Raw genomic sequence first — 14057 nt, 5'->3', positions numbered from 1 at the left:
CCATGACAGAGATGCACTTCGCCGACCTGTGGTCACGGGATTCGCTCTCCTTCAGGGACCGGCGCCTGCTGCTGCTCGGCCTGTTCGTCGGGCAGGGCGGCCTCGACGAGGAGATCGCGGTCCAGCTCGACGCCGCGCTGCGGGCGGGCGAGCTGAGCGTCGAGGAGGCGCGCGAGCTGGTCGCCTTCCTCACCCACTACGCCGGATGGGCGCGCGGCGCCCGCCTCAACGCCCAGCTTGAGAACCTGGTCGACGGGCTCAGCCAGGGCTGATGGTGGCCGCCAGCGTGGCGCCGAGCTCCCAGCAGGCGTCCAGGTCGGCCCGGTCCGCCGCGCCCACGACGCTGACGACGGCGGCGGCGCGCTCCCATCCGAGGCCGCCCGCGATCGACTCGACCGCGCGCACCGCCCCGGTCGTGTCGTCGTTGCCGTGCACGTACAGGCCGTAGGGCAGCTTCCCGGTCTCGGCGAGGCACGGGTAGTAGACGGTGTCGAGGAAGTGCTTGAGCGCGCCCGACATGTAGCCGATGTTGGCCGGGGTGCCCATGATCAGCCCGTCGGCGGCCAGCACGTCGACCGCGGTGGCGGCCAGTGCCGCCCGCGTCACCACCTCGACGCCGGTGACCTGGTCGGTGCTCGCGCCCTCGCGCACCTTCTCCAGCAGTTCGTAGGTGACCGGCGAGGCGGTGTGGTGCACGATCAGCAGCCTGCTCACGGCCATGCCCCAGATCGTCTCACGGCGTACCGGACAATGGCTGCATGGCTACTGGACTGATTACGGGAGCGACCGCCGGGATAGGCGCCGCCTTCGCCCGGCGCCTGGCCGCCGAGGGCTGCGCGCTGGTGCTCGTGGCGCGCGACGACAAGCGCCTGGCCGAGCGGGCCGAGGAGCTGCGCCTGCGGTACGGCGTCGCCGTCGAGACCCTGCCCGCCGACCTCGCGACGGAGGAGGGCCTGGCCGCCGTGGAGGCGCGGCTGCGCGAGGGCGTCGACCTGCTGGTCAACAACGCGGGCTTCGGCCACCCCGGCACCTTCCCCGACGTGCCCGTCGAGGACGAGGTGCGCATGCTCAAGGTGCACTGCGAGGCGGTGCTGCGGCTGACGCTGGCCGCGCTGCCCGGCATGACCGCGCGCGGGCGGGGCGCGATCGTCAACGTGTCGTCGGTCGCCGCCTTCTTCACCCGGGGCACCTACAGCGCCTCGAAGGCGTGGGTGGTCAGCTTCAGCCGCTCGGCCGCCGCCTCGGTCCGCGGCCCCCGGGTCAAGGTGATGGCGCTGTGCCCGGGGTTCGTGCGGACCGAGTTCCACGAGCGGGCCTCGATGGACACCTCGGGCATCCCCGGCTTCCTGTGGCTGCGGGCCGAGGACGTGGTCGACGCGGCCGTCCGCGACCTGGCGCTGGGCCGTACGGTCAGCGTGCCCGACCCGCGCTACAAGGCCATCGTCGCGGTCGGGAAGTTCGTCCCGCTCGGCCTGGCCGATCTGGTCTCGCGGCGGCTCGGCCGCTAGAGACGATTCCACCCGGGCGGGCACGTGGGGTTCCCACCCGGGTGGAAGCCGGGAAACGACTGATCCCCACCGCAGGAGGGGGTTGCGGTGGGGATCAGGGTCACTTGCCGATGTTCGCCGCGTGACCGATCGACAGGCCCGAGGCGGTGTCGAAGAAGTGCAGGTTGTGCGTGTCCAGGACCAGGTCGACGTTCTGGCCGGGGCGCACGTGGCTACGGGCGTTCACGCGGGCGGTCCACAGCGACTTGTCGCCGGCGAGCGGCAGCGCCGTCTCGTCCTCGTCGCCGGTGTCGGCGGCGGCGACGGTGTCCTTGTGCTCGACGGGCGGGGCGTCGATCAGGAACAGCACGTTGATCTCGGAGCCGAGCTCCTCGGTGACCTCCGCCTTGACCGGCAGCGTGGCCCAGCCGTTGGCGTGGTTGCCCGCCGCGGTCGCGTCCTCGAAGTCGGAGGGGCGGATACCGAGGATGATCTTCTTGCCGATGTACTGGTCGAGGCCGGGCTTGTCGGAGAAGGTGGACTCCGGGATGGCCAGGCGGATCCCGGCGAAGGTCACGGCGGCGCCGTTCGCGTCGCGGACCAGCTCGGCGGTGGCGAAGTTCATCGAGGGCGAGCCCATGAAGCCGGCGACGAACAGGTTGACCGGCTTGTCGAACAGGTTCTGCGGGGTGTCGACCTGCTGCAGGAGGCCGTCGCGCAGCACGCAGACGCGGTCGCCGAGGGTCATGGCCTCGACCTGGTCGTGCGTGACGTACACGGTGGTGACGCCGAGGCGCTCGTGCATCTGGTTGAGGGAGGCGCGCATGGAGACGCGGAGCTTGGCGTCCAGGTTCGACAGCGGCTCGTCCATGAGGAAGGCCTGCGGCTCGCGGACGATGGCGCGACCCATGGCCACACGCTGGCGCTGACCACCGGACAGAGCGGCGGGCTTGCGCTTGAGGTACTGCTCAAGGCCCAGCATCTTGGCGGCCTCGTTGACCCGCTTCTGGATCTCGGGCTTGGGCATCTTGCGGAGCTTGAGGCCGAACGCGAGGTTCTCCTCCACCGTCATGTGGGGGTAAAGCGCGTAGTTCTGGAAGACCATCGCGATGTCGCGGTCCTTCGGCGGCAGGTGGTTGACCACCTTCTCACCGATGGAGATCTCACCGCCGCTGATGTCCTCAAGACCGGCGATCATCCGGAGCGCGGTCGACTTCCCGCAACCGGAGGGGCCGACCAGCACCATGAACTCGCCGTCCCTGATCTCCAGGTTGAGGCCGTTCACGGCTTTGACGCCACCGGCGTAGATCTTGTCGACGTTCGTCAGAACGATGGAAGCCATGCGCACTCCTGCGTGGATACGTTTTCATGCATCTCACCCGAAACGGACATGCGTGTCAAGAGCCAGGGCGGATACTGGAAAGCGAACGGAAAGCATGATGGAATCGTTTCCATGAAGCGTGCGACCATCAAGGACGTGGCCGAGGCGGCGGGTGTCGGCGTGGCCACCGTGTCCCGGGTGCTGTCGGGCGGTTCGGCCAGCGCGAGCACGCGCGAACGGGTGCTGGCGGTGGCCGCGCAACTCGACTACCGGCCCAGCGCCCTCGGCCGCAATCTGCGCCAGCGGCGCACCGGCGGCATGGGGCTGCTCGTCCCCGACCTCACCGACACCTTCTACGGCCAGCTCGCCGAAGGGGTGCTGGCCTGCGCGCGGGCGGCGGGCGAGCCGGTCGTGCTCGGCTCGACCGGCGACGACCCCGAGCAGGAGGCGGAGCTGATCGGCATGCTGCTGGAGCAGAGCGTGGACCGGCTCATCGCGGTGCCGTGCGGCGGGGCCCACGCCTGGCGCCCCGCGCTGCGGGCGGGCATGACCGTGGTCTTCGCCGACCGGGTGCCCGCCGCCGACGGCGAGGACGACGACCTGCCCGCCTCCCTCACCGAACTCATGCTGCTCGACGGCGCCGGGCCCGCCCGCTCCCCCGCCCGGCCACTGGAGGTGCCGTCGGTGCTGGCCGACGACCGGGCGGGCGTCCGCACCGCGGTCCGCTACCTCACCGGCCTCGGCCACCGCCGCATCGCCTACCTCGGCGGCCCCGGCCACGGCAGGCGCGTGGACGCCTTCCGCGCCGCCCTCGGCGGGCGGACCGACGACGAACTCGTCGTCCACGCCGACGGCAGCCGCGACTCGGCGTACGCGGCCGCCTCCGGGCTGCTGCAGAGCCGTCCCGACCTGACCGCGCTGGTCGCGGGCGGCAACATGCTCGGCGAGGCCGCGGTGCTCGCCGCCCGCGAACTCGACCTGCGCCTGCCCGGCGACCTGTCGCTCGTCATGTACGACGACGTGCCCTGGGCAGAGCTGTGCCACCCACCGCTCACGGTCATCGCCCAGCCGGGGCGCGACCTCGGCTACCGGGCCGCCGAACTGGTGCTGCGCTCCGACGTGCGGCGTCCGAAGAGCGTGGTGCTGCCCACCGAACTGATCGTGCGCGGGAGCTGCGGCCCCCGCCGCTAGAGCGCCGCCTCCAGCGCGGCCAGCACGGCCGGGTCCTGCGGCTCGGTCGCGGCGCGGAACCGCGCGAGGACGGCGCCGTCGCGCCCGACGAGGAACTTCTCGAAGTTCCACTGGATGTCGCCCGCCTGGCCGTCGGCGTCGGGCGCCTCTGCCAGCTCCGCGTACAGGGGGTGGCGCGCCTCGCCGTTGACGTCGGTCTTGGCCAGCAGCGGGAAGTCCACGCCGTACGTCGCCGAGCAGAACTCCCTGATCTCCTCGGCCGTGCCGGGCTCCTGGCCCATGAACTGGTTGCACGGCACGCCGACGACGGTGAAGCCGCGCGGGCCGTACTCCTGCTGCAGTTTGACCAGGCCCGTGTACTGCGGCGTGAGGCCGCAGCGGGAGGCCACGTTGACCACGAGCAGCGCCTTGTCGCCGGCGAGTTCGGCGAGGGTCGTCGGGGCGTCGTCGAGGGTGCGGACGGGGATGTCGCGAAGGCTCATGGCCCGACCCTACCCATCCGCAAAGCGGCCGCCCAGTGTTCGGATGCCCCGGTTCACGCGGCCACCGGGCCGAGCCAACGCGCGGTCGTGAGGCGGCAAAGTCCTGTCCTGTGCAGGCCGGATGTCTCAGGTCGGTAACGGCGGCGGCGGCTACAAATCGCCTTAGGACACGTCGTGGCGCTTCCGGGCCGCCCTCCGGGGCGGAAACCAGATCCCGGCAAGCCACGCGGACCCTCCCCGCCCGAGCCACGGGCGGGGACAGGCAGGTCGGCCCGGCGCCTCGGCGCCGGGCACCCGTCCGCACGCGACCTGACAGCAAGGATCGATTTGGACAGCAAAAGCGCTCTGCGCAGCACTCTCGTCACCGTCCTCGCGTTCGCGAGCGTCACCGGCGGGACTGCGAGCGTCGCCTCGGCTCACGTCGAGGACGACAGCCTGGGCTCCTGGCGGACCGGCGCGACAGCGGCGATCACCGCAGAGGGGATCTGGACCACCGGCGCCTCGGCCATCGTGACAGGGACCTGGCACCCGGCCGTCAAGCCCGTGAAGTCCTCTCCCAGACGTCCGACCGACCGGAACAAGAGGATCGCGCTCGGCCTGGTGGTACAGCGGGCGTGGTCCATCCGCGAGTTCCGGTGCCTGGACAGCCTGTGGACCCGGGAGAGCAACTGGAATCACCGAGCGTACAACCGCTCGTCCGGCGCGTACGGGATCCCGCAGGCGCTGCCTGCGGGCAAGATGCGCGGCGCCGGGCGGGACTGGCGCTACAACCCTGCCACACAGATCCGGTGGGGCCTGATGTACATCAAGGGCAGGTACGGCAAGCCGTGCGGTGCCTGGAGTCACTTCAGGTCGCACAACTGGTACTAGGTCAGCTGCTCAGGGGAAGGGGCAGCGGCCTCGGAGAGGGCATCCGGCTCACCGGGTGCCCTCTTCGCGTGGGCGGCGGCGGCCCGGACGAGGAGTTCGAGGCCGAAGTCGAACTCCTCGTCCGGGTCACCGCCGCTGAGCAGGGGCGCGAGCTCCGCCACCGTCGGGAACAGGTCGGCGTCGACGGGCCCGGCGCGGCGCTCGGTGTGCCGGGGGGCGAACGACGGCGTCGCCCCCACCTCGCGCAGCAGGGCGCCGACGATGAAGTCGATGAACACCCGCAGCGTCTTGACCGCCTCCGGGCCGTCGAACCCGGCGCCGCGCAGCGTCGCGAGCGCGGTCTCGATCGGGATGAGCCCGACGTCCGAGTGGAGTTCGCGGCTGAGGACGAGCATCGTGCAGCGCGGGTAGTCGCGCGAGAGCTGGCGGAAGGCGCGGGCCTGCAGGCGTACGCGCTCGGTCCAGTGGGCGGTGGGGTCGTCGGTGAACTCGACCTTGCCGAGCACCGTCTGCGCCACCCCCGACAGCAGCGCGTCCTTGTTGGGGACGTGGTTGTACAGCGACATCACGCCGACCGACAGCTCGGCCGCGATCCGGCGCATGGAGACCGCGTCGGCGCCCTCGCGCTCGATCAGCTCGATCGCCGCGGCGACGATGCGCTTCTTGGACAGCGGTTCGGTGGGCATGCTCCATTCTATTGACGGACGTACGGTGTACGTGCCACCTTCGGAATGAGTCCCCCCGCGGAGGTCGCCATGTCCACGCACGATCTCTACACGACCCCTCCCGAACTCGCCACCTGGGACGTCGAGATGTCCGGGACGAGCAGGTTCACCTGGGAGTACGACGACGGCAGAGACCGGATGCTGGCCCTGTACCAAAAGGGCAAGGACAAGCAGTGGGACGCCGCCAAGCGCATCGACTGGGACCTGGAGGTCGATCCGTACGACGTGCTCGGCATCCCCGACCAGACCATCGCCATCCACGGCACCCCGTTGTGGGAGCGGATGTCCGGCGCCCAGCGCCGCGAGGTGCGGCGGCACGGGGCCGCATGGCAGTTCTCCCAGTTCCTGCACGGCGAGCAGGGCGCGATGATCTGCTCGGCGAAGATCGTGGAGTCGGTGCCCGACCTCGACTCCAAGTTCTACGCCGCCACCCAGACCATGGACGAGGCTCGCCACGCCGAGACCTACGCCCGCTTCCTCCAGGAGAAGGTCGGCCTGGTCTACCCGATCAACGAGCACCTGAAGTCGCTGCTCGACAGCACGCTCAGCGACTCGCGCTGGGACATGCCCTACCTCGGCATGCAGGTGCTCATCGAGGGGCTCGCGCTGGCGGCGTTCGGCATGCTGCGCGACGTCACCACCAAGCCGCTGCCGAAGCAGATCCTCACATACGTGATGCAGGACGAGGCCCGCCACGTCGCCTTCGGCCGCATGGCGCTGCGCGAGTACTACCGGGAGTTGTCGGACGGCGAGCGGCGCGAGCGCGAGGATTTCGTCATCGAGGGCTGCTACCTCATGCGCGACCGGCTGCGCGGGGTCGAGACCTGGGAGAACCTCGGCCTGTCCAGGAGCGAGGTCGGCGAGGCGATGGAGGCGGTGGAACACTCGGAGTACATGCGGTTGTTCCGCTCGCTGCTGTTCAGCCGGATCGTGCCGTGTGTGAAGGACATCGGGCTGTGGAGCCCGCGTCTTCAGGAGGCCTACGCCGAGATGGGCGTGCTGGAGATGGCGGGGCAGTCGCTGGACGCGCTGATGCGCCAGGACGAGGAGATCGCCGACCGCCTCGACGCCGAGCGCTTCGCCCGCGAGGACGCCGAACGGCACGCCGAGGTCGCCGAGACCGTCGCCCTGGGGGCCCGGGAAGCCGCAGAGACCCCGGAAGCCGCAGAAACCGCACCGGCCCCCGGAGCCACGCCCTGAGCCTGCCCACGCCGCTGCCCACGCTGCACGCGGACGGGCTCACGATCCGGGCCTGGGCGGACTCCGACGTGGCGGCCGTCAGGGAGGCGGCAGCGGATCCGTACATACCGCTGGTCACGTCGGTGCCGGTGCCGTACACGCACGCCGAGGGGCTGGCCTTCGTGGCGCGCCAGCACGACCGGGCGGCCCGGGGCGTGGGCTACTCCTTCGCCGTCGCCGACGGGCGCGCCGTGGGGCAGATCGGGCTGTGGCCCGCCCGGGACGGCGGCGCCGTCATCGGGTACTGGGTGGTGCGGTCGGCGCGCGGGCGCGGGGTCGCCGGGCGCGCGCTGGCCGCCGTCGCCGGCTGGGGGCTCGACGTGTTGCGGCTCGACCTGCTGACGCTCCGTGTCGAGCCGTGGAACGAGCCGTCGATCAGAGCCGCGACGCGGGTCGGCTTCGAGCGCAGCGGGTCCGTCTCGATGGAGGTCGGCGGTGTGGACAGGGAGATGTGGGTCTACACACTGCTGCCCTGAAGGACGTGGCTACGTGCCGGGGTCGCGGGTCAGGGGCAGGAGCAGGAGCAGGCGGGCGCCGACGCCCGGGGACGGGTCCTCGGCGGTGAGGGTGCCGCCGTGGGCGGTGGCGATGTCGCGGGCGATGGGCAGGCCGAGCCCGCTGCCACCGGTGTCGCGGGAGCGGCCGGTGTCGAGGCGGGTGAAGCGCTGGAAGACGCTCTCCCGCTGCTCGGCCGGGATGCCGGGGCCGTCGTCCGCGACCTCGGCGAGCGCGTGGGCGCCGTCGGCGGAGCGGGAGACGGTGACGCGCACGCGGCTCTCGCCGTACCGGTCGGCGTTGGCGAGCAGGTTGGTCAGCAGGCGCTCCAGGCGCAGGCTGTTGCCGCGCACCCGCAGGCCGGGCTCGACGAGCGTCTCGACGGGCAGTCGCATGGGGCGGCGGGAGACCTCGGCGGCGACGAGCACGCCGAGGTCGAGGACCTCCGTCGGCACCCGGGTGCCGGAGTCGAGGCGGGCCATGAGCAGCAGGTCCTGGACGATGGCCGACAGCCGGGTGGCATCGTCCAGGGCGCATCGGACGGTGTCCTCGTCCGGGTGGTCGAGGCCGTCCTCCAGCCGCACCATCATGGCCGTGAGCGGGGTGCGCAGTTCGTGGGAGGCGTCGGAGACGAAGCGGCGGTGGCGGGCGACGGCGTCCTCCAGCCGGCCGAGCGTGTCGTTGACGGTGACGGCCAGGCGGGCCACCTCGTCGCCGGTGGCGGGCACGGGCATGCGCCGGCCGAGGTCGGTGGCGCTGATCTGCTCAAGGCCGCTGCGGATGCGCTCGACCGGGGCGAGCACGCGGCCGACGATCATCCAGGCGCCCCAGGCGATCAGCGCCAGGAGCAGGAGCGAGATGCCGGTCATGACGAGGGGCAGCAGGAGCGGGCCGAGGACGATGGACTCGCGGACGGCGGCGTAGGAGACGGCGGGGCCGTACACGGTGGTCCTGTCGGCGGTGCCGACGACGATCAGGCAGCTCTCGGCGCCCTGCGGGCACACGCGGGCGCTGACCCGCGACTGGCCGGGCGCGGGCCGGGCGGCGGTGAGCGGCGGGCGGCCGCGCAGGACGGAGCTGGCCGCGACGACCTCCCCGGCCGCGTTCACGACCTGGAGGAGCAGCACCTCCGCGTGCGGCGGGATGGGGCCGGCGAACGGCCGGTCGCCGATCTGGGTGCTGACGTGGTGGCTGGCGAGTTCGGCGCGGGCGGTCAGTTCGCTGCGCACCCACGCGGGCACGCTGAGGCTGATCGCGGCCGAGACGATCAGCTGGATGACGGCGAACACCGCGACGGCGGTGACCGTCATGCGGCCCCTGATGGAGCGAGCCATGGCACCGACTGTGTCACGGCGGGTGCCGGTCACCGTCCGACCGGCGCGGGCTTTTGACCGGCTCATATATATGAGGGCTGTTATATTAGCGCTGTGACATCTGCCGACCCCACTGCGGAGCCGGGCCGCTGGGACCCGCTGCACGCCATGCTCGCCCGCATCGACGCCCAGATCCACTCCCTCTACACCGAGCGCGGCCTCGGCGGCGTCCGCCCCCGGTTCGTCTCCCCGTTGATCCGCCTCGCCCACACCGGCCCGCTCACCATCCGCGAACTGGCCGAGTCGCTGGGCCGCACCCACTCGGCCATGAGCCAGACCATCGCTGCGCTGCGCGCCGAAGGGCTCGTAGACTCCGCGCCCGGCGACGATGCCCGTACCCGTTACATCACGCTCACCCCGCGCGGGCACGACCTGATCCCCTTCCTGGAGGCCGAGTGGCGGGCCACCGAGGCCGCCGTCGCCGAACTCGACGAGGAGAGCACGCACCGCCTCAGCGCCGTGGTCGCCGAACTCGACGCGGCGCTGCGGCGGCGCCCGATGCGCGAGCGCATCCTGTCCCATCTCCGCCCGCCGTCGTGAGCTGGTTCATCGACCTGCGTCCGCTGCGCTCCGGACGCGCCTTCCGCAGCGTGTGGCTCGGCTCCACGCTCGCCGCCGTCGGCCGCCAGATCACCAACGTCGCCGTGCTCCTCCAGGTGTGGGAACTCACCCGCAGCCCCGTGTGGACCGGGGCCATCGGCCTGGCCACCGCGCTGCCGCTGCTGGTGTTCGGGCCGCTCGGCGGCGCTCTCGCCGACGCCCTCGACCGGCGCCGGCTCATCCTGCTGACGGTGGCCGGCCAGAGCGCCGGGGCCGCCGGGCTGGCGGTGCAGGCGATCGCGGGCAACCGGTCGGTCATGGTGCTGCTCGGGCTGCTCGCCGTGTACTCGACCTGCTCGGCCCTCGGCTCGGCCGCCTGGCGGACGCTGCCCGCCCGGCTGCTGCCCGGGGAGCAGGTGACGGCGGGAATCGCGCTCCACACCACGAGCTTCCAGGCCGCCATGCTCACCGGGCCCGCGCTGGCCGGGTTCGTGATCACCTGGTCGGGGGCGCAGGGCGCCTACCTGGTCCAGGCCGTGGCCTGCGGGCTCTCGCTCTCGCTGGCCCTGGCGCTGCCGCGCCTGCCCGTGACCGGCGCCCGCGCGGGACGCGGGCCCGCGCCGGGCGGCTGGTCGGTGATCCTGCGCCGGCCCGCCCTGTCCGGCTCGCTGCTGACCGACCTCGCCGCGACCGTCCTCGCCATGCCGGTCGCACTGTTCCCGCTGGTCAACGAGATCCGCTTCGGCGGCGACCCGCGCACGCTCGGGCTGTTCCTGTCGGCGATCGCCGTCGGCGGCCTGGCCGCCGGCCTGCTGTCCGGTACGGTCACCCGCCTCCCCCGCTCCGGCCTCGTCCAACTCCTGGCCGCGACCGTCTGGGGCCTGGCGCTGGCCGGGTTCGGCCTGGCCGGACCGCTGTGGGCGGCCTTGGCCTGCCTGACGGTCGCGGGCGCCGCCGACAGCGTCTCGGTGATCACCCGGGGCGCGCTGGTGCAGTTGGAGACGCCGGACGAGTACCGGGGGCGGGTCTCGTCCGTCGAGCACGTGATCGGCGTGGCGGGGCCGGAGGCGGGCAACTTCCGGGGCGGGCTGCTGGCGGCGCTGATACCCGCGCCCTCGGCGCTGGTCGTCGGCGGGCTGACGGCAGCGGCGGCGGTGGCCGCGATCGGTCTGCTGAACCGCCCGTTGCGCGCCTACCGGACCCCGGCCCCCGCGACTGTGGCCTGAAGCCTCAACACCGGCGAGAAGGTCACCACGGCGCGAAGGGCGGCGGGTGGAAATCCGGTCGCGCGGAACGTGGGCGCCCTACTACGGTGCCATACCGGTCATCTACCTTGGAGGCGCCTATGACCCCCGAATACACGAAATATGCCCAAAAAGCGATCGATTGGGCGATGGATCGCCTTGGGTCGCCCGACTACGCGACCCGGTGCCTGGCCTTCGTCGAGGACGCCTACGAGCGGGCCAACGACATCGAGATCTTCGGCGGCGACTTCGCCGCCGAGTCCGCCGAGCAGTACGGCGCCCGCGCCGACCTCGGCGAACCGCCCCTCGGCGCCTTCGTCTTCTACGACACCACCGGCACTCTCGGCGGCGAACGCCGCAACTGGGGGCACGTCGGGCTGTGCGTCGGCGCGGGCCGGGTCGTCCACGCCTGGGACGAGGTCCGCGTGGACCACTACCTCGACGTCGAGCGGCTGGAGAACGCGCCCGGGTGGGAGGCGCCCTCCTACGCCGGATGGGCGCCGGTCGAGCGCGTCTTCGAGGGCCATGCCCCGGTCAAGGACTGGAGCGCGGCCGGGGACGCGGCGGCGGCCGCCGTACGGGCTCAGGAAGAGAGGTTCGGCACGGCGGGGACCGGCCCCGCCGTGCCGTGAGACCTCAGCCCATGCCCGTGTCGGCAGTGTCGCCGTCGAGCACCGGCCCGGCGTCGTCCCCCTGATCGGTGTCGCCCGACGACTTCGGCACCGAGCGGCAGTTCTGCGAGCAGCCGCCGAAGCGCGCGGCGTCGACCGGCGTGAAGCGCCGCGCCTTCACGCCCCTCAACGCGCCGATCATCGTCTCCTTCCAGATCGGCCCGGGGATGCTCGCCCCCTGCACCGAGCCGTAAGGCACCCCGCCGATCGTCACGCCGGTCAGCTTGTTCTCCTGGGAGCCGCGCGGGTCGCCGATGCTCACCGCCGAGGCCAGGTCGGGGGTGAACCCGGCGAACCAGGCACTGGCGTAGCCGTCGGTGGTGCCCGTCTTGCCCGCCGCGTCCCGTCCGATGCCGCCGACGCCGCGCATGGTGCCCTGGGTGAAGACGCCGGACAGGACCTCGGCCGTCGCGTCGGCGACTCCGGGATCGAGCGCCTGGCCGCACTTGGGCTGGTACGACCGGGTCTTGCCGTCCTGCAGCGTGATCCGGGTGATGGCCGTGGGCTCGCAGAACTTGCCGCGCGCCCCGATGGCCGCGTAGGCGGCGGCGACCGTCACCGGGTCCATCTCGTTGGTGCCGAGGGTGAAGGTCGTGAACTCCTCCAGATCCTTGCCGTCGGAGCGGTGGATGCCCAGCGATTTGGCCGTGGTGACGGTCTCGCAGAGGCCGACCCGCTGCTGCAGTTCCATGAAGAAGGTGTTCACCGAGGCCCAGGTGCCGGTCTTCAGCGACTTCCACCCGGGCGAGCCCTCGTCGTTGGTGACCACGTGCGAAGGGTCGCCGACGTTCTTGCCCTGGCAGTTCTTGAAGGACGCGTAGCCCGGCGCCCGGTAACCCGCGCCCGCGGCCAGGCCGTCGTTGAGCTTCATGCCCTTCTTCAGGGCGGCGATCAGGGTGAACGTCTTGAACGTGGACCCGGCCTGGAACCCGGTGAGACCGCCGTGGTCGGAGTCCGCGACCAGGTTGTAGTTGATCTCGCCCTTGTCGTCGCCGTACCGCTTGCTGGCGGCCATGGCCCGGATCGCGCCCGTGCCCGGCTCGACGAGCGCCTGGGCGGCGACCGGGTTATCGGAGGGGCGGACCCGCTTCCTGATCGCCCGGTCGGCGGCGGCCTGCATCCTGCGGTTGAGCGTGGTCCTGATCGTCAGCCCGCCGTTGTTGAGGACCTTCAGCCGCTGCTTGCGGGTCTTGCCGAAGTCGGGGTTGTTGAGGATCTCGTGCCGGACGTACACACAGAAGTAGCCGTACCTGCTGGACTCGCAGCCGCCGGGCAGTTCGACGCCCTTGTAGCCGAGTTTGGCCGCCTTCGCCTGCTTGGCCTGCTCCGGAGTGATCTTGCCGAGTTCGGCCATCCGGTCCAGGACGATGTTGCGGCGCTTGAGCAGCAGCGCCTGCTGCTTCCTGCCCTCTTCGGGGTCGGTGGCGTTAGGGTCCTGTACGGCACCGGCCAGCGTGGCCGCCTGCGACAGGGTCAACTGGCTGGCCTTGACGCCGAAGAAGCGTTTGGCGGCGGCCTCGATGCCGTTGGCGCTGGCGCCGAAGTACGCGATGTTCAGATATTTCTCGAGGATCTGGTCCTTGGTGTACTTCTCCTCGACGCCCATGGCGTACCGCAGCTCTTTGAGCTTGCGCGCGTACGTGGCCTCGGTGGCGGCGCTCTTCTCCGCATCGTTCTCGGCGCTGTTGAACAGCACCTGCTTCACGTACTGCTGGGTGATGCTCGACCCGCCCTGCGCGGTCTTGCTGGAGCCGAGGTTCGTGACGAGCGCCCGGATCGTCCCCTCGATGTCGATGGCGCCGTGCTGGTAGAACCGGTTGTCCTCGATGGACACGACCGCGACCTTCATGATGTCGGCGATCTGGTCGAACGTGACGACCTCGCGGTACCTGTCCCAGAAGCGGCCGATGACCCGGCCCTGGGCGTCCTCGATGGTGGACACCTCCGACAGCGGGGGCTCGACGAGGTCGACCGGGCGCAGGTCCACCTCCTCGACCGCCGCCTTGACGCCCATGCTGCCGCCGCCGACGATGGGCAGCGCGATCCCGGCCACGAGCACCCCGCCCGCCACCGCGGAGGCGGCCAGGCGCAGCAGCATCTGTCCCCGTTGCATCAGTGGCCGCCGAACCGGCGGTCCGTGGGGAACGGGATGCTGTCCAGCGGAAAGCGGGTCGCCCGCGAATCCGCCCGAACTTCTTGGCTTCGCATGTCGTCTTTCTTTGTTGGACGTCCGATGGAGGGCAGGAGCCAAGCAGGTCGGCTCCGGCACTGTCCAATAGCAATATCACGGACATGTCGATATCCGGGTTGATATGACTGCAGTTGAGGCGAGGAATCACCAACAGTGGACGTAAAGCGACAATCCATACACAACCACCCCTAACCATCACCGCCGTCCTCGCTACCCGCTACCCGGACT

Annotated in this window: 15 protein-coding genes; 9 read left to right on the top strand and 6 right to left on the bottom strand. The window is 71.4% G+C overall.

Going from position 1 to position 14057, the window contains the following annotated elements:
- The first annotated feature begins 2 nt into the window (after positions 1-2).
- The gene (locus ABD120_RS02575; RefSeq protein ID WP_343948008.1) at positions 3-272 is read left to right on the top strand and encodes a carboxymuconolactone decarboxylase family protein; all 270 of its coding nucleotides are present in this window, start codon (positions 3-5) and stop codon (positions 270-272) included.
- Here the strand turns inward: ABD120_RS02575 and ABD120_RS02570 are convergent.
- Positions 259-720 (bottom strand): flavodoxin family protein, encoded by a 462-nt coding sequence (locus tag ABD120_RS02570; RefSeq protein WP_343948007.1) that lies wholly within the window; start codon positions 718-720, stop codon positions 259-261. The two genes, ABD120_RS02575 and ABD120_RS02570, sit on opposite strands and share 14 nt — an antisense overlap.
- Positions 721-758: 38 nt before the next feature.
- Here ABD120_RS02570 and ABD120_RS02565 point away from each other — a divergent pair, with 38 nt between their 5' ends.
- Complete coding sequence (locus tag ABD120_RS02565) at positions 759-1508, top strand: SDR family NAD(P)-dependent oxidoreductase (RefSeq protein WP_343948006.1); 750 nt, start codon at positions 759-761, stop codon at positions 1506-1508.
- A gap of 100 nt (positions 1509-1608) precedes the next feature.
- Here ABD120_RS02565 and ABD120_RS02560 read toward each other — a convergent pair whose 3' ends face one another.
- Positions 1609-2829: an ABC transporter ATP-binding protein gene (locus ABD120_RS02560; RefSeq protein ID WP_343948005.1), complete on the bottom strand. Its 1221-nt coding sequence runs from the start codon at positions 2827-2829 to the stop codon at positions 1609-1611.
- A 111-nt stretch (positions 2830-2940) separates the two neighbouring features.
- On the opposite strand from ABD120_RS02560, the gene ABD120_RS02555 reads away from it, so the two are divergent.
- Positions 2941-3999: a LacI family DNA-binding transcriptional regulator gene (locus tag ABD120_RS02555; RefSeq protein ID WP_343948004.1), complete on the top strand. Its 1059-nt coding sequence runs from the start codon at positions 2941-2943 to the stop codon at positions 3997-3999.
- On the opposite strand, the gene ABD120_RS02550 is transcribed toward ABD120_RS02555, so the two are convergent.
- Positions 3996-4481: a glutathione peroxidase gene (locus ABD120_RS02550; RefSeq protein ID WP_343948003.1), complete on the bottom strand. Its 486-nt coding sequence runs from the start codon at positions 4479-4481 to the stop codon at positions 3996-3998. The two genes, ABD120_RS02555 and ABD120_RS02550, sit on opposite strands and share 4 nt — an antisense overlap.
- Before the next feature lie 327 nt (positions 4482-4808).
- Here ABD120_RS02550 and ABD120_RS02545 point away from each other — a divergent pair, with 327 nt between their 5' ends.
- Positions 4809-5351, top strand: a complete 543-nt coding sequence (locus ABD120_RS02545) for an aggregation-promoting factor C-terminal-like domain-containing protein (RefSeq protein WP_343948002.1) — start codon at positions 4809-4811, stop codon at positions 5349-5351.
- Here ABD120_RS02545 and ABD120_RS02540 read toward each other — a convergent pair.
- Positions 5348-6037 (bottom strand): TetR/AcrR family transcriptional regulator C-terminal domain-containing protein, encoded by a 690-nt coding sequence (locus tag ABD120_RS02540; RefSeq protein WP_343948001.1) that lies wholly within the window; start codon positions 6035-6037, stop codon positions 5348-5350. The two genes, ABD120_RS02545 and ABD120_RS02540, sit on opposite strands and share 4 nt — an antisense overlap.
- A 69-nt stretch (positions 6038-6106) precedes the next feature.
- Between ABD120_RS02540 and ABD120_RS02535 the strand changes: the two genes are divergently transcribed.
- A complete protein-coding gene (locus ABD120_RS02535; RefSeq protein ID WP_343948000.1) occupies positions 6107-7276 on the top strand; it encodes a ferritin-like domain-containing protein in 1170 nt (389 codons plus the stop codon).
- Positions 7273-7791, top strand: a complete 519-nt coding sequence (locus tag ABD120_RS02530) for a GNAT family N-acetyltransferase (RefSeq protein ID WP_343948245.1) — start codon at positions 7273-7275, stop codon at positions 7789-7791. The genes ABD120_RS02535 and ABD120_RS02530 overlap by 4 nt, the downstream gene beginning before the upstream one ends.
- Positions 7792-7800: 9 nt before the next feature.
- Here the strand turns inward: ABD120_RS02530 and ABD120_RS02525 are convergent, their stop codons facing one another.
- A complete protein-coding gene (locus ABD120_RS02525) occupies positions 7801-9144 on the bottom strand; it encodes a sensor histidine kinase (RefSeq protein ID WP_343947999.1) in 1344 nt (447 codons plus the stop codon).
- A gap of 93 nt (positions 9145-9237) precedes the next feature.
- On the opposite strand from ABD120_RS02525, the gene ABD120_RS02520 reads away from it, so the two are divergent.
- The 3 genes from ABD120_RS02520 to ABD120_RS02510 all read left to right on the top strand — a co-directional run bounded on the left by ABD120_RS02520 (position 9238) and on the right by ABD120_RS02510 (position 11599).
- Complete coding sequence (locus ABD120_RS02520; protein WP_343947998.1) at positions 9238-9723, top strand: MarR family winged helix-turn-helix transcriptional regulator; 486 nt, start codon at positions 9238-9240, stop codon at positions 9721-9723.
- On the top strand, positions 9720-10949 hold the full coding sequence (locus ABD120_RS02515) for an MFS transporter (protein ID WP_343947997.1): 1230 nt from the start codon (positions 9720-9722) through the stop codon (positions 10947-10949). The genes ABD120_RS02520 and ABD120_RS02515 overlap by 4 nt, the downstream gene beginning before the upstream one ends.
- Positions 10950-11116: 167 nt before the next feature.
- Entirely contained in the window at positions 11117-11599 is a 483-nt protein-coding gene (locus ABD120_RS02510) for a C40 family peptidase (RefSeq protein WP_343947996.1), read from the top strand.
- 4 nt (positions 11600-11603) lie between these two features.
- On the opposite strand, the gene ABD120_RS02505 is transcribed toward ABD120_RS02510, so the two are convergent.
- Entirely contained in the window at positions 11604-13736 is a 2133-nt protein-coding gene (locus ABD120_RS02505; RefSeq protein ID WP_343947995.1) for a transglycosylase domain-containing protein, read from the bottom strand.
- Positions 13737-14057: the final 321 nt, after the last annotated feature.

Source organism: Nonomuraea longicatena (genome assembly GCF_039525605.1).
Classification (GTDB): domain Bacteria; phylum Actinomycetota; class Actinomycetes; order Streptosporangiales; family Streptosporangiaceae; genus Nonomuraea; species Nonomuraea longicatena.
This window is presented reverse-complemented; position numbering and strand designations above follow the sequence as displayed.

Coding starts and splice junctions, on each gene's coding strand:
- ABD120_RS02555 (WP_343948004.1), top strand. CDS start 2,941: ATGAAGCGTGCGACCATCAAGGACGTGGCCGAGGCGGCGGGTGTCGGC.
- ABD120_RS02525 (WP_343947999.1), bottom strand. CDS start 9,144: ATGGCTCGCTCCATCAGGGGCCGCATGACGGTCACCGCCGTCGCGGTG.
- ABD120_RS02565 (WP_343948006.1), top strand. CDS start 759: ATGGCTACTGGACTGATTACGGGAGCGACCGCCGGGATAGGCGCCGCC.
- ABD120_RS02560 (WP_343948005.1), bottom strand. CDS start 2,829: ATGGCTTCCATCGTTCTGACGAACGTCGACAAGATCTACGCCGGTGGC.
- ABD120_RS02510 (WP_343947996.1), top strand. CDS start 11,117: ATGGATCGCCTTGGGTCGCCCGACTACGCGACCCGGTGCCTGGCCTTC.
- ABD120_RS02535 (WP_343948000.1), top strand. CDS start 6,107: ATGTCCACGCACGATCTCTACACGACCCCTCCCGAACTCGCCACCTGG.
- ABD120_RS02540 (WP_343948001.1), bottom strand. CDS start 6,037: ATGCCCACCGAACCGCTGTCCAAGAAGCGCATCGTCGCCGCGGCGATC.
- ABD120_RS02570 (WP_343948007.1), bottom strand. CDS start 720: ATGGCCGTGAGCAGGCTGCTGATCGTGCACCACACCGCCTCGCCGGTC.
- ABD120_RS02505 (WP_343947995.1), bottom strand. CDS start 13,736: ATGCTGCTGCGCCTGGCCGCCTCCGCGGTGGCGGGCGGGGTGCTCGTG.
- ABD120_RS02575 (WP_343948008.1), top strand. CDS start 3: ATGACAGAGATGCACTTCGCCGACCTGTGGTCACGGGATTCGCTCTCC.
- ABD120_RS02550 (WP_343948003.1), bottom strand. CDS start 4,481: ATGAGCCTTCGCGACATCCCCGTCCGCACCCTCGACGACGCCCCGACG.